Raw genomic sequence first — 24,435 nt, 5'->3', positions numbered from 1 at the left:
GGCGCCGCTGACCCGACAAGCGCCGAGTCCGCCAGAGCCGTGCTCCCAGCGCTCCGCCTTCGGTGGTCAGCGAAGGCGCTCCATGGGGATCCGGTTTCTGAACCTCGCCGCTTCGCACGAATGCAGCGCGTCGCCGCGGGCCAAGCCCGGGGATTCGGCGGCCGAGGTGGAATACGTCGCGAGGTTCACGGCGCCGCAGCGCGCCGTATGGCCGGTCGGAACGGCGTGGGCTCCTCGTCGGTGCGCCCGTCTAGCGGCGCTCCTCGCGACGGCTGGACCTGGCGGCCTCTTCGCCGGAACGCCGGATCGACCCGGGAGCCGCGGCCTTGGCCGCCTCCTCGGCGACGAGTTTGGCAGCGCACGCCTCGTGCAGCGGCTCCATCATTGCGGGCGGCACGAGGCGGGTTGTTGCGGCCGTGCTTCCGTTGGCGGTGTGATGCCGGCGTTCCCTTGGCTCCATTTTCGAGCCGACGACGGGACGGCAACGCTCGTGAAGCTGGGCGGCGTCAAGTTCATGCCCAGGGCTCATCGGCGTGGGCCTGTCAGCCGCCGGCGGCTGAGCGGCAGCCGCGCCCCCGCTGAGACCGAGCAAAGCGGCGAGCATGAGGGCTGTGCGCGACATCGGGGCGGTCTCCTGTTCAGAGCCGCCACCCTGGACCGCGCGGTCGTATGGGCCTTGACCAAGCGCAAAGACCCGGGTCCGTGCGGCCAGCGCAGCAGGCGAGACTGGCGGCGCCGTTCATGGCGCGCCGAGGGCCGTGCCCGCATCATCCGACCTGCCACGTCCTGTAGTCTTGCAGCGTACGAATGTAGGTCGTGCGCGCGCCGTCCGGCGGGGTCTGAAGCCGACGATGGCTCATCAGGCCGCGAATGTCCTGGAGCGAGCCGACCTCGCGGGCGATGAGCAGCGCGCCCAGCCCCTCGAGCAGTGTCCGCATGTGGCGGACGCCATGCCGCAGAAGGGCGGAGGTCGTCATCGCCACGTCGGCGCCGGCGAGCAGGTACTTGAACACATCATCGGCCGAGTCGACGCCGGTGCTCGCCGCGAGCGACGCGGGCGTCCGACCATGGAGGATGGCGAGCCAGAACAGCGGCCACCGCATCTCGGCGGGCGTGCTGAGCTCGAAGTCCGGCGCGTATCGGAGCGTCGCGACGTCGATGTCTGGCTGACAAAGACGGTTGAACAGCACCAGGCCATCGGCGCCGGCTGCGGCGAGCGCCTGCGCCATGGCGCCGGTCGCGCTGAAGTGGGGCCCGATCTTCACCGCGACGGGTATGCGGACGGACGCCTTCACCGCCTGGAGGACGTCGAGATGCTGCTGCTCGACATCGCGGCCGCTGAGGGAGAGGTCGGTGGGAACTGAATAGATGTTGAGCTCGATCGCGTCGGCGCCGGCCTGGTCCAGGCTGCGCGCATAATCCACCCAGCCCTCGGCGGTCACGCCGTTCAGGCTGGCGATCACCGGGATGGCGAGGGCTGCCTTGGCGCGGCGCAGGATGTCGAGGTAGCGCTCCGGGCCAAAGCCATAGCCGCTGTAGGCTGGGAAATAGGTCTGGGCCTCGACGAACCCGCTCGCGGACGCCTGGCTGAGCCGGTCAAACTCCCGCCGCTCGGCCAGGAGCTGTTCCTCGAAGATGGAGGGCAGCACGACGGCGGCAGCGCCGTGATCCTCGAGCGCCCGCAGGACCCCGAGCTCGCCGTTGAGCGGCGAGGCCGAGGCGATCAGGGGATTGCGCAGCTCAAGGCCCATGTAGCGGGTCGCGAGGTCCATCGGTCGGCTCCGTGCTCAAGGGGGCGTGTCCCAGGGGAGTCCCGGCCTCGGGGCCGCAATGGCCGCAGTCGGGATGGAAGCATTCGCCGCCCCGGCTCGCCAGCTCCTCGTACTGCCGGTACTTCTCGCTGACGACCTGCTGCGCCTTGGCGAGCAGCTCCTCGGCCGCCGCCGGATCGGCGCTGGCGAGCGCCCGGTAGCGCAGTTCGTTGTAGGCGTAGGCCTTGAACGGGATCGTTGGCCGCGGCGAATCCAGCCGGAACGGCCGCTCGCCGGCACGGCGCATGGCCGGATTGAAGCGGAACAGCGGCCAGTACCCGCTGGCCGCGGCCAAGTCCTGCTGCCTCAGGCCGTAGCGCAAGTCGAACCCGTGGGCGATGCAGTGGCTGTAGGCGATGATGAGCGAGGGGCCCGAATAGGCTTCGGCCTCCCGGAAGGCGAGCAGCGTGTGCTGCGGATTGGCCCCCATCGCCACCTGGGCGACATAGACGTCGCCGTAGGCGATGGCCTGCAGGGCGAGGTCCTTGCGCGCCACGCGCTTGCCGGCGGCGGCGAACTTCGCCACGGCGCCCAGCGGCGTCGCCTTGGACGCCTGGCCTCCGGTGTTGGAATAGACCTCCGTGTCGAGCACCAGCAGATTGACGTCGCGGCCGCTGGCCAGCACGTGGTCGAGCCCGCCGTAGCCGATGTCGTAGGCCCAGCCGTCGCCGCCGACGATCCAGACGCTGCGGCGGACCAGGTGGTCGACCACTGAAAGCAGGTCGCGCGCCATCTCGTCGTCCATCGCGGCGAGCTTCCGCTTCAGCGCCTCGACGCGCGCGCGCTGGGCGCGCAACTCGGACTCGCGTTCCTGTGACGCGCCCAGGATGGCCTGCGCGAGGTCCTCGCCGACCCGTGGCGCCAACCGGCGCAGCAGGGCCCCTGCGACCTGGCGGTGCTTGTCGGCGGCGAGGCGGAAGCCCAGGCCGAACTCGGCGTTGTCCTCGAACAGCGAATTGGACCAGGCCGGCCCTCGGCCCGCCGCGTCCTTGGTCCAGGGGGTGACCGGCAGGTTGCCGCCGTAGATCGACGAGCAGCCCGTGGCGTTGGCGATCTGCAGGCGATCCCCGAACAGCTGCGACAGCAGCTTGAGGTAGGGCGTCTCCCCGCAGCCGCCGCAGGCGCCCGAGAACTCGAACAGCGGCTCGAGGAACTGCACGCCGCGGACGTTGGCGAAGTCGACGCCGGCGCGGTCGTTCACCGGCAGGGATTCGAAGAAGGCGATCTGCGTTCGCCCCGCCTCCAGGATCGGCGCCTTGTCCGTCAGGTTGATCGCCTTGCGCCCCGGCTCGCGAGGGCTGTGGGCGGGACAGGCCTCCACGCAGACGCCGCAGCCGGTGCAGTCCTCCAGGTAGACTTCCAGGGAGAACCGGACCTCTGGATTGCCGCGGGTGTTGACCGGCGCCGACTTGAACCCGGCGGGCGCGGCCCCGAGGGCGTCCTCATGATAGTACTTGGCGCGGATCACGCTGTGGGGGCAGGCGAAGCCGCATTGGCCGCACTGGATGCAGAGGTCCGGGTCCCAGGCGGCCACGACATCGGAGATGTTGCGCTTCTCGAAGGCTGCGGTCCCCGACGGGAAGGTCCCGTCGACGGGCAGCTGGCTGACGCGGAGGTCGTCGCCGCGACCCCGCATCATGCGCGCGGTGACGTCGTGGACGAACGCCGGGGCGCGGGCCGGCACGATGGGCGGCCGCTCGAACCTGCTCGTGACGGCGGCGGGCGCCGCCACCTCGAAGAGGTTGGCGAGCGCGTGGTCGACAGCCTCGAAGTTCTGCCGCACCACGGTTCCGCCCTGGTCGCCGTAGGTCTCTTGGATGGACTGCTTGATCCGTCGGATCGCCGTCTCGCGCGGCAGCACGCCGGAGATCGCGAAGAAGCAGGTCTGCAGCACGGTGTTGATCCGCCCGCCAAGGCCCTTGTCTCGGGCGACCTTCGACGCGTCGATCACGAAGAACCGCAGCCTCTTCGCCAGGATCTGCGCCTGCAGCTCGCGCGGCAGGCTGTCCCAGGCGGTGTCAGGTCCATGGGGGGTGTTGAGCAGGAACGCACCACCTTCGCAGGCCAGCTGCAGGACGTCGATGCGATCGAGGAAACCGGCCTGGTGGCAGGCGATGAAGTTGGCCGACTCGAGCAGGTACGGCGCGCGGATCGGCTGCCGGCCGAAGCGCAGGTGCGAGATCGTCTGGGCGCCGGATTTGTGCGAGTCGTAGACGAAGTAGCCCTGGGCGAACATCGCCGGGTCCTTCGCGATGATCTTCACGCTGTTCTTGTTGGCGCCCACCGTGCCGTCCGCCCCGAGGCCGAAGAACAGGGCGCGGACGACATCGTCCCCCTCGAGGGAGAAGTCCGGATCGACCGTCAGGCTCGTCCGGGAGATGTCATCCTCGATGCCCACGGTGAAGCCGGTCTTCGGTTCCGCCGCCTTCAGTTCGTCGAACACCGCCTTGGCCTGCGCCGGGTTGAAGTTCTTCGAGCCCAGGCCGTAGCGACCGCCGATCACCCGGGGCATCGTCGCGCGCCCGCCCCGGGCCACGGCTTGGGCCAAGGCGGCCACCACGTCGAGATACAGCGGCTCGCCGGGCGCCCCGGGCTCCTTGGTCTGTTCGAGCACCGCCACGGACCGGCAGGACTCGGGCAGGGCCTCCAGGAACCGCTCGATCGCGAACGGCCGGTAGAGGCGCACCTGCAGGACGCCGACACGCTCTCCGGCGGTTCGCAGGGAGGCGGCGGTCGCACGGGCGGTCTCCGCGCCGGAGCCCATCAGGACGATGACCCGATCGGCGTCGGCGGAGCCATTATACTCGAACAATCGGTAGGCGCGGCCGGTGAGCGCGGCGAACCGGTCCATGGCGGCCTGAACGATCCCCGGCGTCCGCGCATAGTAGGGGTTCACCGTCTCCCGCGCCTGGAAGAAGGTGTCGGGATTGTGGGAGGTCCCGCGGATGAACGGGTGCTCCGGGCTGAGCGCCCGGGCCCGGTGCCCCCGCACGAGGTCCTGATCGATCATCGCCCGGATCTGCGCGTCGGAGAGCAGGGTGATCTTGTTGATCTCGTGCGAGGTCCGGAACCCGTCGAAGAAGTGCAGGAACGGGACCCGCGCCTCGAGCGTCGCCGCCTGGGCGATCAGCGCCGCATCATGCGCCTCCTGGACGCTGCCGGAGGACAGTAGAGCAAACCCCGTCGTGCGCGTCGCCATCACGTCCGAGTGGTCGCCGAAGATCGACAGCGCCTGGGTCGCCAGGGCGCGAGCCGCGACATGAAGGACCGTCGCGGTCAGTTCCCCGGCAATCTTGAACATGTTCGGCAGCATCAGCAGCAGGCCCTGCGACGCCGTGAAGGTCGTGGTCAGCGCTCCCGACTGCAGCGCGCCATGGACCGTCCCGGCGGCGCCGCCTTCGCTCTGCATCTCCTGGACGATCGGAATGTCGCCCCAGATGTTCGTCAGCCCCTGGACCGCCCACTCGTCGGCGAGCTCGGCCATGGTCGACGAGGGGGTGATCGGATAGATCGCGCAGACCTCGTTGACGCGATAGGCGACGTGGGCGACCGCGGCGCCGCCGTCCAGCGTGCCGGTTCGAGGCGTGTCCGACGCGTCGCCCATGTCGTCTCACCTTCCGTCCGGCTCGGGGACCATTTCGATCGCGTGGCAGGGGCAGGTCTCGAAGCAGACGGCGCAGCCGGTGCAGCGGTCGTACAGGAAGCGGTAGCGCAGCCCGGGTCCGAGCTTCTCGATCGCCTGCTCCGGGCAGGCGGCGTAGCACTGGTCGCACTCGAAGCAGACGCCGCAGGACAGGCAACGCTTGGCCTCGTAGGCCGCCTGCTGTTCGCTGAAGCCCGCCTGAACCTCGGTGAAGCCGGCGACGCGCTCGGCGGGGGACGCCACCGACTGGCGGGCGCGCTCGGCGACGCTGTAGACCGGCAGATGCAGCATCTTGAAGGACACGGGCGGGGGCTTGGGCGCCGGCTCCACGACCCGGCCGCTCAGCCAATCGTGGATGCGGCGCGCCGCCTTCCTCCCCTGCCCGACGGCGCCCGTGACGGTCCGCTCGCCGGGCGCCACGTCGCCGCCGGCGAAGATCCCCGGGCAGCCGGTCATCAAGTTGCGGTCGACCGTGACGGCGCCGTCCGGCTCGAACGCGATCCCCGGGATCTTGCCGAGGAAGGCGCTGTCGGCCTCCTGGCCCAGCGCGAGCACCACCGCATCGGCGGAGAGCGTCTCGAAACGTCCGGTCGGCTGCGGCCGACCGGAGGCGTCGAGCTCCATCTCCTCGACGGTGAGGCCCGCGGCCTCGAGCGCGGCGATGCGCGTCAGCCACCTGATCTTGACGCCCTCTTCGGACGCTTCCGCCGCCTCGAAGGCGTGAGCTTCCATGTGCGCGCGGTCGGAGACGAACACGACCAGGGCCTCTTCGACTCCCAGACGCCGTGCGGTCCGAGCGGCGTCCATGGCGGTGTTGCCGGCGCCGTACACCACCACGCGCCGGCCGAGCTTCGGCGGCTGACCGCTGGCGGAGCCGCGCAACAGGCCGACCGCGGTCAGCAGCCGCGCAGCGTCGCTGGCCGGAAGGTCGATGCGCCGGCCGATCTGGGCGCCGATCGCCACGAACACCGCGTCGAAGCGGCCCGCGTCCCGCTCGGCGAGGACGTCTTCCACCGTGTGGTTCGGGACGATCCGGACGCCCATCGCCTCGATCGCCCGCACCTCCTGGTGCAGCGGCTCACGCGGCAGGCGGTAGGCGGGGATGCCGAAGCGCATCATGCCCCCGGGCTCGGAACCCGCGTCGCGGATCTCCACCTGATGGCCTTGGCGGGCCAGGTGGTAGGCGGCGGAAAGGCCGCTCGGTCCCGCCCCCACGATGAGGACCCGCTTGCCCGAGGGCGGCGTCTCGAGCGCCAGACGCCAGCCCTCGCGGGCGGCCACGTCGCCGAGGAACCGCTCCACGGCGTGGATCGAGACAGCGCTGTCGAGCTGGGCGCGATTGCAGTGGCTCTCGCAGGGATGATAGCAGACCCGGCCGTGCACGGCGGGAAGGGGGTTGTCCGCAACCAGGGTCAGCCAGGCCTCGCGGTAGCGGCCGGCCTGGGCCAGGGCGAGCCACGCCTGGATGTTCTCCCCGGCCGGGCAGGCGCTGTTGCAGGGCGGCAGGAGGTCGACGTAGGTCGGCCGGCGCTCGCGGACCGGCCCGGTTCCCCGCTCCGCGAGCAGGTCGACGAGAGGCGTGAAGTCCCGAGGCTGGCTGGAGGTCATGTCCGCACGCTCCAGCCCGGCTCAGCTTTGCGGTGCGAACCGGGCAAGGTCGCCGATCCCCAGGCTGGCGTTGGTCGCGGCGATCGACGCCGCGGCGTCTGGAACGCGTCCGGAGAGGGCGCGTATCGCGTCGACCGTCTCCGGGATGACGATCGCCTGGTTGTCGACCATGTAGGCGTAGAAGAGCTCATCGCCGTCGACCCGCAGCATGTCGGTCCAGAGCGCGACCTCGTAGAGGTCGCCGCGGGATCGGCCGAGATCGTTCACCATCTCCTTGACCGCGTTCAGCGCGCCCAGCCCGTCCTCGGTGCGGACGGCCGCGATCCGGGGGGAGGCGGCGAAGGCGGCCAGCACCTCGGCCTTATCCGCCGGTCGGGTCATCTGCACCGACCAGTAGTGGAGGTGGGCGATGGTCTCGGGGACCTTCACGGCCATGGTCACCACATCGAGGTCCGGGTCCACGCTGCGGGCGTCTGGGCCCTGGTGGCTGGGGATTTCCGGCTCCGGCACCAGGGTGTTCATGATGCCCCCGCGGTCGCTCTCCCAGGGGTCGGTCGCCCGGCGCAGGAGCGTGCCGCGGGCGCGCCGCAGCAGCCCGGCCCGCTTGAGCGCCGACAGGGTGCGGACGATCGAGGTGGTGTTGCAGGAGACGACCCGCGTCGATTCGCGGCCCACGGCGCCCGCGTAGCTCGCCTCGGCCACGAAGGAGTGGCCGGTCACCTCGTGGCGTTCGCCACCCTGCATGATGAAGGGCTTTTCCGCCCTGCGATAGAGCTCGGCGTTGGCGGCCCCCACGCGCTTCGGCGTGCAGTCGACCACCACGTCGGCCGCGGCGACCAGGCGGGTGAGCTCGCCGGCGACGCCTAGGCCCGCCGCCTCGAAGGCGTCCGCATGCTGGGCGGTGGCGCCGTAGAGGGCAAAGCCGCGCCCCGCCGCGACGCGCAGCCGCCAGTCGGGCGCGACATCCGCGACGCCCGCCAGGACCATGTCGGGCTGGGCGGCGACCGCGTCGGCCACCCGCTTGCCGATCACGCCGTAGCCGTTGACGGCGACCCGGACTCTTGCGGCCTCGTTCATGCGACAACTCCTGGTTCTTGGTGGTCGGCGACGCGCGCGGCGCGCCGCCTCGAAGGTCTCACGAAGGGGCGAAGCCCCGCTCGGCCTCGAACATGTAGTCGCGGGTGAGCGGGACGGCCCCTACGTCGCGGGCGAGCTGGATCTGGAAGACCATCAGCCCGCCCACCCGGAACCCGGCTTCGCAGACCGCCAGATAGTACTCCCACATGCGGCAGAAGCGCTCGTCGTAAAGACGGGCGGCCTGCGCCCGGCCGGCCTGGAACCGCTCCGACCAGCGCTGGAGGGTCTCCGCGTAGTGCAGCCGCAGGATCTCCATGTCTGTGACCCACAGCCCGGTCTTCTCGACCGCGGCGAACACCTCCGACAAGGAGGGGCAGTAGCCGCCTGGGAAGATGTGCTTGTCGATCCAGGGGTCGCTGTCGGCCGGCGCGTCCCGGCGGCCGATGGCGTGGATCAGCGCCACGCCGTCCGGCGCCAGGCGCTGGCGGACGAGGTCGAAGAACTCCGTGTAGTGCGGTTCGCCCACGTGCTCGAACATGCCGACCGAGACCACGCGGTCGTATTCGCCGGTCTCGTGGCGGTAGTCGCGCAGGTGGAACCGCGCGCGGTCCTGCAGGCCTTCGGCCGCAGCGCGCGCCTGAGCCACCGCCAGCTGCTCCTGCGACAGGGTCAGGCCGTCCACCTGCGCGCCATGGGCGCGGGCCAGCTCCAAGGCGAGGCCGCCCCAGCCCGACCCGATGTCCAGCACCCGGGTCCCCGGGCTCAGCCTCAGCTTGGCGGCGATGTGGCGCTTCTTCTTGGCCTGCGCCGCCTCGAGGCTCTCGTCGCCGGTCTGGAAATAGGCGCAGGAGTACTGGAGGTCGGGGTCGAGGAAGAGGCGGTACAGGGCTTCTGAGAGGTCGTAGTGGTGTTCGACGTTGGCCCGGGCCCGGGCGATCGGATTATGGCGGTTCAGCCGGCGGAGCGGCTCCGTGATTCCCTTCAGACCCTGGGCCTCCTTCGCGAGCCGGCCGGCGGCCGCCATGCCGATCAGCAGGAAGTCCCGCAGCGTGCCCTCCTCGAGGATCAGGCTGCCCTCCATGTAGGCCTCCCCAACCCTGAGGCTGGGATTGGCGAGGATGCGCGCCGGGTCGGTCGGATCGGTCAGCCGGATGGTCACGAAGGGCGCATCGCCGGTGCCGGTCACGTGGCGTTCGCCCCGAGGGTCGATCAGCGCCAGGGAGCCGTAGCCGACGGTTCGTCGGAGCAGGCTCACGAGAAGGTCGAAGGCCGCGCCTTCCGGGACAAAGGAATTGAGCGCCTGTCGGAGCATGGGGATCGCCTCGTGCCAGTCTGAACCTGCCATCCCAGACGCCGTGGCGGCTGGGCCATTACACCGCAGTCAGCCGGCACGGGCAGCGTCCGGCGCGGCGAGCCCGGCGAGGCGCGGCCCGATCAGCAGCGCGGCGATCGCGCCCGCCGCGGCGAGGGCGGCGGCCCACAGGAAGGGATCGCCGCCGCCCAGGCGGCTGAGGAGCAGGCCGCCGCCCGCCGAACCCACCGCCTGTCCGAGGCTGGCGGCGGCCACCTGCCGGCCGAGCTGGGCGCCCTGCTTGCGCCCGGCCACCATGGAGAGCCAATAGGCGAGAGTGGGACTGACCGCGCCGGCGCTCGCGGCGATGAGGGTCACCACGGTCAGCGCTACGCCGAAGTCCCTCGCGGCGGAGCCGAGGAAGAGCGCGAGCGACAGCAGCGCGAAGCCGGGGACCAGGAACCGCCAGGTCCGCGCCGCGCGCACGAGGGGGGAGAACAGGACCGCCTGGGCCAGGAACATCACCAGGCTGCAGACGGCGAACATGGCGGCGACCTCCGCCGGGCTGATCCGCGCCAGGCGCCCGCTGCGCAGCGAGACGCTCACCTCGAACACGCCCACGATCAGCGCGGCGGCGAAGGTGAGGCCGAGCAACACACGCGCCAGCAGCCGGTCCTCGTCGGGGAGTCCCGGGCGGCCGAGGCGCGCCGCCAGGCTCCTTGGCAGGGCGAAGGCCACCCAGGCCGCGGCGACGCCGGCCAGGAGCGCTGCGGCGCCGAAGGGCGCGAACCGCACGCCGGCGGCCTCCGCGGCCCCGCCCGCCCCCAGGGCGCTCGCCCAGATGCTGAGCGCCGGGCCCAGGACGAACCCGGCGATGGCGGACATGTTGAGCCACGCCATGCGGGCCGCGCGCCACTGGTCCGAGGGCGCGACATCGGCGATGAAGGCCGCGGCCACGGGCGCGACCGCCGCGGCGAAGAGACCGCTGAGCGCGCGTTGCACATAGAGCCCCGGCAGGGACTGAACCAGGGCGAAGGCCCCCATGCTCAGCGCGAAGCCCGTCAGGCCCAGCCCCAGCACCAGGCGGCGTCCCCTGCGGTCGGAAAGCCGCCCCCAGACGGGGGCGAAGAGGGCGATCGCCAACATGTAGAGGGCGGTGAGCGCGCCGGCGTGCATCGCCGTGTCGCCGGCGCCGGCCGACCGGACGAGCTGTGGCGCGAGCGGCAACACCAGGCCGAAACTGGCTGATACCGTGAAGACGCCCAGCAGCAGGGCGGCCAGGCTTAGGCGCCGGGAGGCGGCGCCGGCCTGGCCGGCGAGGGTCGCGGTCATGGACGGCGCGCAGAGTCCGCGGGTGACGCGCCCCGTCCGACCGCGCCGGAGGGCCTAGCGCGGGGGCGTCGCACAGGCGGTCCCGTGCGGGGCCTCAGGGGACGCCGCCGGAGCGGGCGTGGCGTCCGCCGCGGTCCGGTCGTCATGACCGCTGCAGCACGCGCCTGTAGTGGCCTTGGGGGTCGCTTCGGAGGTTGGCTTGGTTTGCGCAGGCTTGGGTCCGCAACAGCTCATGGCAGATCTCCATTTCGTTCGCCGGCGGGAAGGCCGGGCTCCGGACGCCGGCGGCTTCGGGAGCCCCAGCGGCGCGTCAGTGGGAATGGTCCCGATCGGCGGCGCCCGGGTCGCGAGGGGGCGCGGTCTCGTCGACGCGGACCTCGGCCCGCCGCGGCTCGCCGCCGCGCGGTCGGTGGCGGCCGTGGCCCCCATGCCCACCGTGCCCGAACAGGTGCAGCGCGACGAACGCGAGCCCTGCGACCACCCAAATCCAGTTCTGTGAGAGCCACTCCATGGCCATCTCCGTGCCTGGCGCCGGTCGGGTCGCGCTCCCCAATTGGAGCGACGTCCGCCGCGAGCGCCGTCACCCGAGGGACGCATCCGGGGCCGATGCATTACGCGTGCGCAGCTTCCGGGCGCTCGGTGCTCTGCCCACGCTCGCCCTTCAGCCCGGAACGGTCGCGAGCATCCAGGGTCATCCTCCGGCGGGCTGCGGCGGGCGCCGCTATGTCGCTGGCGTCCGTCTGACCCTCGCATGCAGCCTCGGCGCGGAGGACGCGCCAGACGGCCCGCGCCGCTAAGCCGGGGCGGGCTTCGGGGCGCGGGTTCTGGCCCAGCAGTCGGCGAGGGGGCAGGCTTGGCATCTTCCGGCCATCGCCTGCCGAAGGGCGGCGCGGGCGCGGTGGAGTCGGACGGCGGCGTTGTTGGCGGTGAGGCCGAGCCGGCCCGCGATCTCCGTAACCGGGCGCTCCTCCAGATAGGCCTGGGCGAGGATCTCCCTGTAGGGCGCCTTCAGGTCCCGGAGAGCGGCCTTCAGACAGTGGTCGGGGACGGACGGGGGCCCGTCCTCGTCGTCCCCCTCGCCGGGTGCGGGCTGGGCGGCCAGGGCGTCGAGCGTGCGGCGCCGGACCGCGGCCCGGCGGTAGCGGTCGACCACCAGGCGGCGCAGGGAAGCCCCCATCCAGGCCTCGGGCCGCTCCGCAGCGACGAGCGCCTCGGCGTTCTGCAGGAACTTGATGGATGCGTCCTGCCAGGCGTCCTCGGCGTCTTCGAGCGAGGGCAGGCGGCTGCGCAGGAAGCGGATCTGCCGGGGCCGCTCGGCGGCGAGGCGGCGGGCCAGCTGATCGGCGCTCACTTGAATAATCGTGGCCGACGACGAAGATTCCAGTGGCCGTAAGGTTCTGGTTACCTCGACGTCTCCGACTCGTGATCTTGTGGCGTCAAGCATTCGACTGTCCCTCGAAGTGTGCGATGCGAAGCTAAGTTCCAATCTGACCGTTCAGATTGATGAAAATCAATACGTCATCTTTTCGTGGTAACTATATGCATTCTGAGGGATTGTGACATCTGGTGCGTATAGCGGGTCCATTCGCTCTGGCGGGCGGTCCGCGGCGCTCGGAGAGGTCCCCGCGGCGGCGTGGCGGCGCCCGTAGGACGGCTCGGTCGCGCGCCGCCTGGCCGATGCCGTCCGGGTCAGAGGCCGTCGGTGCGATCGATGCTCCGCACGAGCCGCCAGGTGAACCAGAGGGCGAGGCCATAGCCGACGCCGGCGAGGAGGGGGAGGTCCCCGAAGATGCGGGGGCCGATGCTGTGCTGCATGAGCAGCGAGGCGGCGACGTAGAGACCCAGCGTCACCAGGGCGATGGCGATGCGGTCGGCGGCGCGGCCGAGCCGGCTGGCGGCCGCCCGCAGATCCGGAAAGGCGAGTGGAAAACCGCCGCCCTTGCCGGCGCCGTGCAGCATCCGCGCGGCGGCGGCGGGGAGACCCCGGGCGGCTAGGGCCGTTTCCCATTTCAGCCGGCGCAGGTCGTCGCCCGCCCCATCGGCGAGCCCGCCTTTGACCATCAGGGCCTCACCGCTCTCGCTGAGGGTGCGCGTCACGTCCAGGTCGGGGTCGAGGGTGCGCAGCGCGCCCTCGGCGGTGAACACCGTGCGCACCAGGGCGGCCAGGTGCGGCGGCAGCGCCAGGGTGTCGCCGCCGCCCAAGCGTGCAATGCTCATCATGACGCTGGCGATCGACCAGTCCTTGAGCGGCGCCCCGGTGAGGTCGGCCAGAACCGCTTCCACGCCGCGCGCGATGTCCTGGCGGTCGGCGGTCAGGGAGAGCAGGCCCAGGTCCACGGCCGCGTCCGTCAGCCATTCCGGGTCCTGCGCCGCGAAGGCCTGCAGGAAGGCCAGGAGCGCCCGGCGTGAGCGAGCATCGAGCACGCCGACCGCGCCGAAGTCGTGGAAGCAGAGCCGCCCGTCGGCCATGACGAAGATGTTCCCAGGGTGCGGGTCGGCGTGGAAGACGCCCAGCACGAAGAACTGTTGCAGGTAGAAGTCGACGAAGGCCCGGGAGAGCGCGCCCGCCTGGGCCGCCAGGGACGGGTCCGAGATGTCGCGGCCGTGGCTCATCACCTGGACGAGCACCCCCTCCGCGCTCAGGTCTTCGACCACGTCCGGGATGAACACCGTGGGCGAACCCTCGAACGCCCGCGCGAAGCGGCGGATGTTGCGCGCCTCCTCCCGCAGGTCGGTTTCGCGGCGAAGGTTCCGCCACAGTTCCCGCACCAGGGCGGTGGTCCGGCGGCGGCGCAACGCCGGAACAGTCGCGCCGGCGAACGCCGCCACCCCGAGCAGGATGCGCATGTCCCGGTCGATTTGGGTCCGAACCCCAGGGCGCAGGATCTTGACGACCACCTCGCGGCCGTCGTGCAGCCGGGCCCTGTGCACCTGCGCCACCGAGGCCGCGGCCAGGGGGGACGGGTCGAAGCTTTCGAAGAGGTCGTGGGCTGGCGCTCCGAGGGCCGCCTGCACGGCCGCAGCCGCCGTCTCCGCCGCAAACGGGCGGGCGTCCGCCTGCAGCCTGGACAGCTCCGAAGTCCACCGGTCCGGCAGCAGGTCCCGCCGCTGGCTCAGCGCCTGGCCGAGCTTGACGAAGGTCGGGCCCAGCCGCTCCAGGGTCCGCCGCAGCCGCACCGGAAACCCAGGCCCCGCGCCCGGACGGAGGCGCTCGGCCGCGGCCGCCCACAACAGGCATGCCGCGGCCCCGCCGATCCGAAAGGCACGGAGGATGATCACATGCGCCTCTTCAATCGCGTTCCCTGCCGTGACGCGGGCGACGGGGATCGATTACGGACGCCGGCCACGCGAAGGCCGCGGCTCATCTGTCCGGCCGCCGAACGACCGGGTTGGATGCGGGCCACAGCCGGTGTCCTGTTGGTTGATAAAGACCGCTTTCCTTAGCGCGCTACTCGTTGAAGTGGAGCGGGTCGCATTTTAATAGCGCCGCTCGAAGCGATGGCCTCGGTTCGCCGCTCACGGGGCTAATAAAGCTCGCTTTAAGACGCTGCCGACTTATTAAAGCGAAATCGACATCGCTAAAATAGAGCGAGAGTTCCGCATGAGCACCGCACAGACTGCCAATCCGCGCCTTGGCCGGTTCGTGGAAACCGTCGCAGCCGGTGAACAGGTCCGGGCCTTTGTCCCGCCGCCGCTCCCGCCAGAGCCTTCCATCGATATCCTGCCCTTGCTGCCCAAGCTGAGCGCCGCCGAACGCGCCTTGGGACGCCTGGATGGCATCACTGTGCTCCTCCCGCGCCAAGAGCTGTTTCTGTACATGTATGTTCGAAAGGAGGCTGTGCTCTCCTCACAAATCGAGGGCACCCAATCGACCCTGTCCGATCTCCTGCGTTTCGAAACGGAGGCCCAGGCGGGGCAACCGCTCGACGACATCCGCGAGGTGTCGAACTACGTCGACGCGATGATGTATGGCCTTGAGAGGCTCGCCGCCCTTCCGCTGTCGCTCCGCTTGATCCGGGAAATGCACGAACGCCTGCTGCAGAGCGGCCGCGGCGGCACGAAGAACCCAGGCGAGTTCCGTCGGTCTCAGAACTGGATCGGCGGGACACGGCCTGGCAACGCCGTGTACGTGCCGCCGCCCATGGATGAACTAGACGCTTGCCTCGACGCCTTCGAACGCTTTCTGCACGAGGAGGAATCGCGGCTGCCACCCTTGATCAAGGCCGGCTTACTCCACGTCCAGTTCGAGAGCATCCATCCGTTCCTGGATGGGAACGGCCGCATCGGCCGCCTGCTCGTGACCCTCTACCTCTGCGTGGAGGACGTCCTGCGCAAGCCGCTACTCTACCTCAGCCTCTATCTGAAGACGCATCGCGCCGACTACTACCGTCTCCTGCAGGAGGTGCGCGAACGGGGCGCCTGGGAAGCGTGGCTGGAGTTTTTCCTGGATGGCGTCGCGGAGATCGCCAACCAGGCCTTCGATGCTGCGACACGGATTGTCGAAATCTTCAAGCGAGACCGTGACAGGATCACCGCCGAGAGCGACCGCGCAGGATCCGCGCTACGGATCCATGACCTGCTTCAGGGAAATCCGTACGCCACCTCCACGGCTCTGGTGCAGCGTACGGGCCTCACCGCCCCCACCGTCAACGCGGCGCTCGCCGACCTCGCGCGGCTCGGGATCGTGCAGGAAGTGACCGGCCGGCGGCGCGGGCGTGTCTATGCCTACCGCGCCTACCTCGACATCCTCAACGAAGGGACGGCGCCGCTCGCCACATCGGCCTAGGCGCCTGGCGCCGGCATGTTTGGCAATCGGGGAAGTCGATCCACAATCCGGGACCAGACACCTAGGAAGGCCCGATGCGGGCGCGTTCCGAAGCGGGGCATTTCCAAGCGTCCTGCGCCGCGAAGTCGGCGGCCGGCGGCCCCTTTCGACTCGCCTGGACCCGCAATTGGGCCCGCCGCAGGGTCCGACCTTCATGGACTGCAGCCCTCGCGGCTCGCTGCGTAATGCAGGACCCGCGAGCCTCGTCCTATCCCATGGGTGCGGATCCGTACCCGCACGGAGGAGTGAAATGCGAGCCCTGCGGTCGCTGGCCTTCGATAGCCTGTGGGCGGCGTGGACGGCGCTCTTCGGCCTGGCGATTCCCCTGCTCTGGCTCGTAGGCTCCCCGCCCAGAACGGTGCGGGGGCTCTCCCGCGTCTGGGCGCGCGGGGTCCTCGCCATCCTCGGCGTGATCGCGGGGGTGCGGCACAGGGTGCGGGGCGCGACCAACACTCCGGACGAGCCGTGCCTGATCGTCGCCAACCACCAGTCCACCTGGGAGACGATCGCGGTGCTGGCGCTCTTTCCCGACGTGGCCATCGTCGCCAAGCGCGAACTGCTGCGGATCCCGGTTATGGGCTGGTACCTGAACCGCTCGCCGATGATCGTCATCGACCGGGAGGAGGGCGGCAAGGCCCTGCGCGAGATGACCGCCATGAGCCGGGCCGCCCTGGCGGACGGCCGCTCCATCCTGATCTTCCCCGAGGGGACCCGCAGGCCGGTGGACGAGCCCGTCAGGTTCAAGCGCGGCGTCGAGCTCCTCTACCGGACGCTCGGCGTCCCGGTCCTGCCGATCGCCCTGGACGCCGGGCGGTTCTGGCGGCGGCGGGAAAAGGCGCCCGGCGTGATCACAGTCTCCATTCTGCCGCCGATCGCTCCCGGCCTGCCGGCCGCCGAGTTCGCGCGCCAGGCCGAGGCCATCATCGACGCCGAGAAGGCCGCGCTGGTCCGGGCGCCCGGCAGCAGGCGGCCGGAATCCAGAGGCTCCCTGGCGCGTCTGTCGTAAGCGGCCGCCGCGACGCGCGTCTCTTGCGCAAGCGGCCGGACCGTCCCCGTCGACACCAGGGTCGGCCACCGCCAGGCGAGGAAGCGATGCCCCAGAAGCCAGTGGAACTTGTCGTGCCGTTCGAGTCCTTGGGACGCGGCGACGTCGCCCGGGTGGGCGGCAAGAATGCCTCGCTCGGCGAGATGGTCGCCAAGCTTGGCGCGCGCGGGGTGCGCGTGCCGCCGGGCTTCGCCACCACCGCCGACGCCTACTGGCGCTTCCTCGACCGCAACCGCCTTCGCGAGGTGATCTCCCAGGCGCTGGCGGAGCTTGCGGACCGCCGCGCGTCGCTGCCGCAGGTCGGCGCGCGTATCCGCGAGGCCATTCTCAGCGGCCAGTGGCCGGAGGATACGGAGGACGCCATCATCCGCGCCTACGGGCAGCTGTGTGCGCGCATAGGGCGCCTGGACGCCGACGTGGCGGTGCGCTCCAGCGCCACCGCCGAGGACCTTCCCGACGCCAGTTTCGCAGGGCAGCAGGAGAGCTTCCTGAACATCCGTGGCGAGGACGCCCTGCTGGACGCCTGCCGGCGCTGCTACGCCTCGCTCTTCACCGACCGGGCGATCAGCTACCGCATCGCCAAGGGGTTCGACCATATGAAGGTGGCGCTCTCCGTGGGCGTCCAGCAGATGGTGCGCTCCGACCGCGCCAGCGCCGGGGTGATGTTCTCCATCGACACCGAGACCGGCTTCGACAAGGTGGTGCTAATCAACGCCGCCTGGGGCCTGGGCGAGACCGTGGTGCAGGGGGCGGTGGACCCCGACGAGTACCAGGTCTTCAAGCCGCTGCTCGCGGAGCCCGACGTGGAGCCGATCCTCGAGAAGCGCCTCGGCGCCAAAGCGCAGAAGATGATCTATGCCGGGCCGGGGGAGGCGCCCACCCGCACCACGCCCACCTCCCGCAAGGAGCAGTCCAGCTATGTGCTGGGCGATGGCGAGATCCTGGACCTGGCGCGGTGGGCGGTGCTGATCGAGGACCATTATGGCGGCCCGATGGACATGGAATGGGCCAAGGACGGGGAGAGCGGCGAGTTGTTCATCGTCCAGGCCCGCCCGGAGACGGTGCAGTCGCGGCGCACCGGCGCGGCGCTCAACAGCTACCGGATCCTGTCCAAGGGGCCCCGGCTCGCGACCGGCCTGGCGATCGGCGACGCCGTGGTCTCCGGACGGGTGTGCCTGATCGACAGTCCCGACGACATCGGCCGCTTCGTGGATGGCGCGATCCTGGTCACCACCTCCACGGATCCGGACTGGGTGCCGATCATGAAGCGGGCGGCGGCGATCGTCACCGACCATGGGGGGCGCACGTCGCACGCCGCCATCGTCAGCCGTGAGCTGGGGCTGCCCGCCATCGTCGGCGCCGGCGACGCCACCCAGGTGCTGCACGACCAGCAGGAGGTGACGGTCTCCTGCGCGGAAGGCGACCAGGGCTTGGTCTACGAGGGGCATGCGGAGGTCGAGGTCCAGGCGCTCGACGCCGAAGGGCTGCCGACGACCCGAACCCAGATCATGCTCAACCTCGCCAATCCCGCGACGGCCTTCCGGTGGTGGCGCCTGCCCGCCGACGGGGTGGGGCTTGCGCGTATGGAGTTCGTGATCAGCAACCACATCCGCGTGCATCCGATGGCGCTCGTGCGCTTCGACACCCTGAAGGACGGGGCGACGCGCCAGGCGATCGGCGAGTTGACCTCCGGCTATGCGGACCGCACCGAATATTTCGTGGACCGCCTCGCCAGGGGCCTTTCCCGCATTGCAGCGGTCTTCCATCCGAAGCCCGTGATCATCCGGATGAGCGACTTCAAGACCAACGAGTACGCCAACCTGTTGGGCGGGGCGGAGTTCGAGCCGAAGGAGGAGAACCCGATGCTGGGCTTCCGCGGCGCCTCGCGCTACTATTCGCCCCGCTACCGTGAGGGCTTCGCCCTGGAATGCCGGGCCATCCGCCGGATGCGCGAGACCATGGGCTTCCGCAATGTGGTGGTGATGATCCCGTTCTGCCGTTCCGTCGCCGAAGCCGACCGGGTGCTGCAGGTGATGGCCGAGGAGGGGCTCGAGCGGGGACGTGACGGCCTGGAGGTCTATGTGATGTGCGAGATCCCGTCCAACGTCGTGCTCGCCGCCGACTTCGCGCGCCGTTTCGACGGCTTCTCCATCGGCAGCAACGATCTGACTCAGCTCACGCTGGGGGTGGACCGGGACTCCGGCGAGCTCGCCGAGCTCTTCGACGAGCAGGATCCGGCCGTGAAGTGGATGATCGGCCAAGTCCTCGTCGCGGCTCATGAGGCGGACGCCAAGGTGGGGATTTGCGGCGAGGCGCCCAGCAACCATCCGGAGTTCGCCCGCTTCCTCGTGGAGCGCGGGATCGACTCCATCTCCGTCAGCCCCGACAGCTTCGTCGCCGTCAAGCAGGTGGTGGCCGCCGCCGAGGCGGGGTCCGAAGCCGGCCGGCGGCGCAGCGCGTGAGCCGAGGAGAGCCTTGCGTCGGATGTGACGGCGCCTCGGCGCGCCCCACCAGCCCGTCCAACCCGCCTGCGAGCGGACCGCCTGTCGCCGCGGAGCTTCGCGCCGAGGCGCTCAACGGCGGCTGCTTCTGCGTCACCCTCGACCGGCCGGCGCTGGCGGCCGCCCTTGACCGCGAGGTGGGCGCCGAAGGCTTCGCCGACATCCTGGCCGAGCGGTCGCCCTGGTTGTTCGCCAACTCGCCGGTGTTCGTCCCGGCGCCGGCCCTCGCGCGCATGGCCGACGTGGTCCGGGCCGTGGAGGCTGTGGCGCGGCTTGCCGGCTACCGGGAGGCTGCGCTTGCCTGGGCGCCGCCGCTGTCGCACCGCGACTTCGGCCCGGCCGGGGCGATGATGGGCTACGACTTCCACATCACGCCCGACGGGCCGAAGCTCATCGAGATCAACACCAACGCCGGCGGCGCCTTCCTGAATGCGGTGCTGGCGCGGGCGCAGCTCGCCTGCTGCGGGGGCCGCGGGCCGAACGCCCAGGCGCCCGACGAGGCGGCGTTCCGCCGGCGGGTCGCCGACATGTTCAAGGCCGAGTGGCGCAGGCAGGCGCGGCGCGGGAGCTTGGGCCGCGTCGCGATCCTTGACGACGCTCCCGAGGCGCAGCCGCTCTATCCGGAGTTCCAGCTCGCGAAGGCGCTCCTGGACTCGGCCGGGCTGGAAACGGTGATCGGCGACCCCCGCGACCTCGTCTTCGACGGGACGCGGGCCAGCCTCGGCGGCCGCCCCGTGGATCTCGTCTACAACCGGCTGACGGACTTCGCGCTCGAGGCGACGGAGTACGTCGCCCTGCGCCGCGCCTATGAGCTCGACCGTGTCGTGGTCACCCCCAACCCGCACAATCACGCGCTCTTCGCCGACAAGCGCAACCTGACCCTGCTGTGCGACCTGGACCGCCTGCGCGCCTGGGGGCTCGACGCCGAGGCCCTAGCGATCCTGGCCGGAACCGTCCTCGAGACGGTGGTCGTCACACCGGAAAACGCCGAGCGCCTATGGCGCGAACGGCGGCGCTGGTTCTTCAAGCCGGCCGCGGGCCATGCGAGCAAGGCAGCCTACCGCGGCGACAAGCTCACGCGCCGCGTGTGGGACGAGATCTGCCGCGTCCCCTACGTGGCCCAGGCCTACGCCGCCCCAGGGGCGCGGCGCCTTCGCCACGATGGCGAGCCTGTCGAGCTGAAGGTGGATGTCCGCCTCTACGCCTACGCCGGCGAGGTCCTGCTGCCGGCCGCCCGGCTCTACCGCGGTCAGACGACCAATATGCGCACGTCGGGCGGGGGCTTTGCGCCAGTGCTCGCCGTCGAGGCCGAGCCCGCGCCGTGACAGGCGTCCCGCCGGCGGCTGGCCGGCGGGACGCCTGTCCCACGCGCAGATCAGGGTTTCGGCGCGGGGGGCGCCGCGGCGGCGTCCTTGGCCATCATGGCCTGGCACTTCTCGTGCATGGCCTTCATCTCGGCCTCGCTCAGCGGCTTGCCCTGGGGCCAGGCGGCGGCTCCGGACTTGTCGCGGCCGTGGTCATGCGGCTGCTTGGGGTCCATCTTGCGCCCCATGAGGGCCTTGCACTGCTCGTGTAGCTGGGCGTCGGCGGCGGCCTGGCGGGCTTCGGTCACCCCGGGGTGATGCGCGCCGTGGTCCTGGGCCAGGGCTGGCCCGCTGGCCAGCAGGCCCAGGGCGGTCGCGGCCACGATCAATCTCATATCGCTTCTCCTGTGCTGCGCCGGTTCGGCGCTCGGGGGGACTGACGCAGCGCGAGCGCCGGCCTTACGCCGATGTTCAACGCCGCTGGCCGAAGAGGGCCAGCAGGAATTGGAACAGGTTGATGAAGTTGAGGTAGAGGCTGAGCGCGCCATAGCTGGTGGCGGCGCCCAGCGCGGCCTCCGCCCCGCCGAGCTCATGGTAGGTGAGCTTCAGGCGCTGGGTGTCGTAGGCGATCAGCCCGGCGAAGATCAGCACCCCTGCGGCGCTGATCACGAACGAGAACCCCGGCGGATTCCAGAACATCCGCACGAGCGAGGCGATCACCAGGCCGATCAGGCCCACGAGCAGGAAGCTGCCGAGGCCGGTGAGGTCTTTCTTGGTCGTGTAGCCGAACAGGCTGAGCGCCCCGAACGCCGCCGCGGTGATCAGGAAGGTCGAGGCCAGGGAGGCGCCGGTGTAGACGAGCCCGAGGACGCCCAGCGAGGCCCCGATCAGCGCGCATACCGTCCAGTAGAGCGCCGCCGCGCCACGCGCCGAAGGCTGGCGCATGGCGAACATGGAGCCCAGCAGCACGACGAGGGGCGCGAAGGCGACGATCATGCCCAGCGCGGTGTAGCCGGCGAAACGGCCGTCGGGGGAGAGCCGGAACATCAGGTCCCGCACCGGCGGGACCATGCTGGTGAGGTAGGCGAGGGCGGCGGAGAGGACGAGGCCCAGCGCCACCTTGTTGTAGACGCCCAGCATGAAGCGGCGCAGGCCGGCGTCGAGCGCCATGTCGGCCTGGGCGACGGGCGCGGCCCGCAGCCGGCCCGGGTTGAGATCGGCCATGGAAGCCTCCTGGATCATCGGTGGTCCGGCGCGCCGGATGGCTCGCCCTGGAGTCTGACGCAGGACCGGGCTTCCGGCTTACAGCCCTGGCGAAGGACCGGATGGTAGCCCATCACCGATCAACCTGACCTGGCCGAGGCCGAGGCCGGTGCGCGCGACCGTTCGCACGCCGCGTCCGCCTCGTGACGCGAACACGGCGACCACTGTGTCCTCCTCAATCCAAGGCGGGCCCCGGCTCGGGTTTGGCCGCGCACCGGGCCTTGCGTCCGACAGGCTCGCTGGACTCAGTCTAGCCAAGGCGGGCGGCGCCGCTCCAGGTACGCGGCGACCCCCTCGCGCGCCTCCGCGCTCCCGCGCACATCGGCGCTGCGCCGCGCTGCCGCCTCGAGGGTCGTGGCGTCCAGCGGACGGTCGCGCATTTCCAGCACCAGGCGCTTGATCTCCGCCACCGCGCCTGGCGCGCTGGTCATCACCCGGTCGACCACCCGGTCCATCGCCTTGTCGAGCTCGGCGGTGTCCGCCGCCACCTCGCCCACCAGCCCGATACGCTCGGCCCGGGCAGCTTCGACGATCTCGCCCGTGAGGAGCAGCCGGCGCGCCTCGCGCCAGCCGACGGCGCGGGCCACATAGGGCGCGGAGACCGCGGGCAGCAGTCCGAGCTTCGCCTCCGGGAAGCCGAAGGTGGCGTCGGCCGTGGCGACGGCGAGGTCGCAGGCGACCGCCAGCCCGACGCCCAGGCCACGCGCGGCGCCCTGGCAGAGGGCGACGGTGACGGCAGGAGTCTCCTCGATCGTCCTCAGCAGGGCCGCGAAGGCCTCGGCGTCGCCGCGCCGGTCGACTTCGGTCCAGTTCGCGAGCGCTATCTTCATCTCGGCCAGGTCCGCGCCCGCGCAGAAGTGGCCGCCGGCGCCGCGCAGGAACACCACGCGCACGCCGGAAGCTCCCTGCAGGGTCTCGAAGGCCTGGGTGAGTCCTTCCACGGCAAGGCGGTTGAGCGCGTTGCGCCGCTCGGGCCGGTCGATGGTGACGATCGCCACCCCCTCCGGCGTGGCGTCCAGGCGGACCACCTCGCCCACGGGATCGACAATGACGTTCTCGACGAGGGGATCGCTCAGTGGGTTGATCATCTGTCCCTGCTCGTGTTCTGCGCCTGCGACGAGGCGCCACGGCCGTTTGCGATCCGGGGCGCGGCGCCCGTCGGCGCCTTCCGGCCGGCTCTAGAAGAGGCCGATGCGGCCCTGGATGAAGTCCTCGAGCCGGGCCGGCAGGCCTGCGAGCACGCCCGCCGCCAGGCGGTCGATCTCGGCCTCGACATCGGGCAGGGCCGCGCCGCGCGCGAGCTCCACCCGAACGCTCAGCACGGCAGGTTCCGTGATCGGGGCGCCGATGCGGCTCACCATCAGGCATTCCGCGCGCGTGACCTGCGGCAAGGCTGAGATCACCGCTTCGGCGATCTGCCGCGCGGCTACATTGTAGATCTTGCCGACATGGCTGACCGGGTTCTTGCCGGCCGCAGCCTCGAGGCTCATCGGCCGGCCCGGGGTGATCAGGCCGTTGACCCGGTCCCCCGGCCCACCTGGCCGTCGTCGCCGCCCTCCGCCGACGTGCCGGTGACGGTGAGGTAGACCTGTCCGGCTTCAGGCCGGTCCGCCGCGTTCACGGCGATGCTGGCCCGGCCGAAGCCGGCTCCCAGGCCGGCGGCCGCCGCGCGCCCGGCGATCGCGGCCGTTTCGTCCCGGTAGGCGGCGAGGCTGGGAATCTCGCGCCCGACCATGGCGCAGGAGATGGTGAGCGCGACCTGGGCGCCGGTCCGCACCCCCATAACCTTGACATCCTCGCCCCGTGCCGGCCGGGCGTCCTCCCGCAATTCGCGCTCGACCCGCAGGACCAGCTGCTCCAGCGGGCTGAGCGGTGCATAGCCGACACCGATGGAGGTGTCGTTGGCGCGCGGGATTTCGCCGGCGGCGGCGCCGAACAGCCCCCGAAGCTCCGGCGAGCCCGGCCTCAGCACCGGATGGATCCGCACGTGGCGCTCTGCGTCCAGGGCGTGGAGATTGGCGCGGAGCCAACCGCGTGCGCCCTCCACCGCCAGCTCGCGGAGCGAGCGTCCGCCGTCTTCCGCAAGGCTCGCGGCCCGGCCGGCCAGGTAGATGTCGATCGGCTCGTCCACCTGTCCGCCCGAGAAGGCCGGGGTGGCGCGCCCGGCGCAAAGCAGGGCCTTGTCGACATTGTGGTGCAGGATCGTCCCGTAGGCGGCCCTGTACCGGGCGCACAGATCGCGCGACAGGGACTCGGCCAGCGCGTCGCAGATGCTGTCGGGGTGGCCGATGCCCTTTCGCTCGACCACCTCCACGGGCTCCGGCGCCGGACGGCGGCGCGTCACGGAGAGGCCCGGGGTCTCCGGGGTTCGACGCGGGCCTCTCCCGGCTGCGGACCGCGCGGACGCGCCGGCGCTCACGCGCGACGGCGCGCGAAGACGTTGTAGAGGGAGCCCCAGACGAGGGCCACGTACCAGCCGCAGGCGAAGGCGAGGACGGCGCCCACGACAAGCATCTCGGGCCTGCCCCAAGCGACGCCGGGCCAGATCGCCTCGAGCAGGTGGAACTCCCGCAGGATGGGGATGTAGGCGGTGAGCGCGCAGAGCGCGAAGGTGAGGGTGAAGAAGATGGACAGGCTGAGGCCGAGCGGGGCGATGGCGAGCGCTGGCTCCGCCTGCAGGCGGGGCCGAGGGGCTGCCTGGGCGTCAGGGTGGGTGACGGACATCGGATCCTCCT

At 71.1% G+C, this 24,435-nt stretch carries 18 protein-coding genes and 1 pseudogene; 4 read left to right on the top strand and 15 right to left on the bottom strand.

Annotated elements, in window-relative coordinates:
• Positions 1-250: 250 nt before the first annotated feature.
• The 10 genes from AX721_RS21385 to AX721_RS21340 form a co-directional block, all read right to left on the bottom strand.
• Entirely contained in the window at positions 251-622 is a 372-nt protein-coding gene (locus AX721_RS21385) for a hypothetical protein (RefSeq protein WP_068877995.1), read from the bottom strand.
• A 145-nt stretch (positions 623-767) separates the two neighbouring features.
• Complete coding sequence (locus AX721_RS21380; protein ID WP_068877994.1) at positions 768-1,772, bottom strand: dihydroorotate dehydrogenase-like protein; 1,005 nt, start codon at positions 1,770-1,772, stop codon at positions 768-770.
• Positions 1,741-5,415, bottom strand: a complete 3,675-nt coding sequence (gene nifJ / locus AX721_RS21375) for a pyruvate:ferredoxin (flavodoxin) oxidoreductase (RefSeq protein WP_082765354.1) — start codon at positions 5,413-5,415, stop codon at positions 1,741-1,743. Before nifJ ends, AX721_RS21380 begins: the two co-directional genes overlap by 32 nt.
• Positions 5,416-5,421: 6 nt before the next feature.
• Entirely contained in the window at positions 5,422-7,062 is a 1,641-nt protein-coding gene (locus AX721_RS21370; protein WP_068877993.1) for an NAD(P)-binding protein, read from the bottom strand.
• 21 nt (positions 7,063-7,083) lie between these two features.
• On the bottom strand, positions 7,084-8,139 hold the full coding sequence (locus AX721_RS21365; RefSeq protein ID WP_068877992.1) for a type II glyceraldehyde-3-phosphate dehydrogenase: 1,056 nt from the start codon (positions 8,137-8,139) through the stop codon (positions 7,084-7,086).
• A gap of 58 nt (positions 8,140-8,197) precedes the next feature.
• Positions 8,198-9,484, bottom strand: coding sequence for a cyclopropane-fatty-acyl-phospholipid synthase family protein (locus AX721_RS21360; protein WP_231754749.1), 1,287 nt, complete (start codon positions 9,482-9,484; stop codon positions 8,198-8,200).
• A gap of 36 nt (positions 9,485-9,520) precedes the next feature.
• A complete protein-coding gene (locus AX721_RS21355; RefSeq protein WP_068877991.1) occupies positions 9,521-10,762 on the bottom strand; it encodes an MFS transporter in 1,242 nt (413 codons plus the stop codon).
• Positions 10,763-11,072: 310 nt separating this feature from the next.
• Positions 11,073-11,273 (bottom strand): DUF2933 domain-containing protein, encoded by a 201-nt coding sequence (locus AX721_RS27015; protein ID WP_082765358.1) that lies wholly within the window; start codon positions 11,271-11,273, stop codon positions 11,073-11,075.
• 282 nt (positions 11,274-11,555) lie between these two features.
• Positions 11,556-12,113 (bottom strand): RNA polymerase sigma factor, encoded by a 558-nt coding sequence (locus tag AX721_RS21345; RefSeq protein WP_068877989.1) that lies wholly within the window; start codon positions 12,111-12,113, stop codon positions 11,556-11,558.
• Between the two features lie 338 nt (positions 12,114-12,451).
• Complete coding sequence (locus AX721_RS21340) at positions 12,452-14,041, bottom strand: AarF/ABC1/UbiB kinase family protein (protein ID WP_068877988.1); 1,590 nt, start codon at positions 14,039-14,041, stop codon at positions 12,452-12,454.
• 322 nt (positions 14,042-14,363) lie between these two features.
• On the opposite strand from AX721_RS21340, the gene AX721_RS21335 reads away from it, so the two are divergent.
• The 4 genes from AX721_RS21335 to AX721_RS21320 all read left to right on the top strand — a co-directional run bounded on the left by AX721_RS21335 (position 14,364) and on the right by AX721_RS21320 (position 20,458).
• A complete protein-coding gene (locus tag AX721_RS21335) occupies positions 14,364-15,548 on the top strand; it encodes a Fic family protein (RefSeq protein ID WP_068877987.1) in 1,185 nt (394 codons plus the stop codon).
• 289 nt (positions 15,549-15,837) lie between these two features.
• Positions 15,838-16,593: a 1-acyl-sn-glycerol-3-phosphate acyltransferase gene (locus tag AX721_RS21330; RefSeq protein ID WP_068877986.1), complete on the top strand. Its 756-nt coding sequence runs from the start codon at positions 15,838-15,840 to the stop codon at positions 16,591-16,593.
• An 86-nt stretch (positions 16,594-16,679) separates the two neighbouring features.
• Positions 16,680-19,094 (top strand): phosphoenolpyruvate synthase, encoded by a 2,415-nt coding sequence (gene ppsA, locus AX721_RS21325; protein ID WP_068877985.1) that lies wholly within the window; start codon positions 16,680-16,682, stop codon positions 19,092-19,094.
• On the top strand, positions 19,091-20,458 hold the full coding sequence (locus AX721_RS21320) for a hypothetical protein (protein WP_068877984.1): 1,368 nt from the start codon (positions 19,091-19,093) through the stop codon (positions 20,456-20,458). Before ppsA ends, AX721_RS21320 begins: the two co-directional genes overlap by 4 nt.
• A gap of 50 nt (positions 20,459-20,508) precedes the next feature.
• Here AX721_RS21320 and AX721_RS21315 read toward each other — a convergent pair whose 3' ends face one another.
• The 5 genes and pseudogenes from AX721_RS21315 to AX721_RS21295 all read right to left on the bottom strand — a co-directional run bounded on the left by AX721_RS21315 (position 20,509) and on the right by AX721_RS21295 (position 24,424).
• Positions 20,509-20,832 carry a hypothetical protein gene (locus tag AX721_RS21315; protein ID WP_068877983.1) on the bottom strand — a complete coding sequence of 108 codons (324 nt, stop codon included), beginning with the start codon at positions 20,830-20,832 and terminating at the stop codon, positions 20,509-20,511.
• Positions 20,833-20,908: 76 nt separating this feature from the next.
• Positions 20,909-21,661, bottom strand: coding sequence for a Bax inhibitor-1/YccA family protein (locus AX721_RS21310; protein ID WP_068877997.1), 753 nt, complete (start codon positions 21,659-21,661; stop codon positions 20,909-20,911).
• Between the two features lie 284 nt (positions 21,662-21,945).
• Positions 21,946-22,788 (bottom strand): enoyl-CoA hydratase-related protein, encoded by an 843-nt coding sequence (locus tag AX721_RS21305; RefSeq protein WP_082765356.1) that lies wholly within the window; start codon positions 22,786-22,788, stop codon positions 21,946-21,948.
• Between the two features lie 90 nt (positions 22,789-22,878).
• Positions 22,879-24,008 (bottom strand): annotated as a pseudogene (locus tag AX721_RS21300) (methionine adenosyltransferase).
• 107 nt (positions 24,009-24,115) lie between these two features.
• Positions 24,116-24,424 (bottom strand): hypothetical protein, encoded by a 309-nt coding sequence (locus tag AX721_RS21295; RefSeq protein ID WP_068877982.1) that lies wholly within the window; start codon positions 24,422-24,424, stop codon positions 24,116-24,118.
• Positions 24,425-24,435 lie beyond the last annotated feature (11 nt).

Origin of the sequence: Phenylobacterium sp. CCH9-H3, assembly GCF_001557235.1 — a bacterium.
GTDB lineage: Bacteria > Pseudomonadota > Alphaproteobacteria > Caulobacterales > Caulobacteraceae > Phenylobacterium.
Note: the sequence above shows the minus strand (reverse complement) of the source record. Positions and strands in the feature narration are given on the sequence as shown.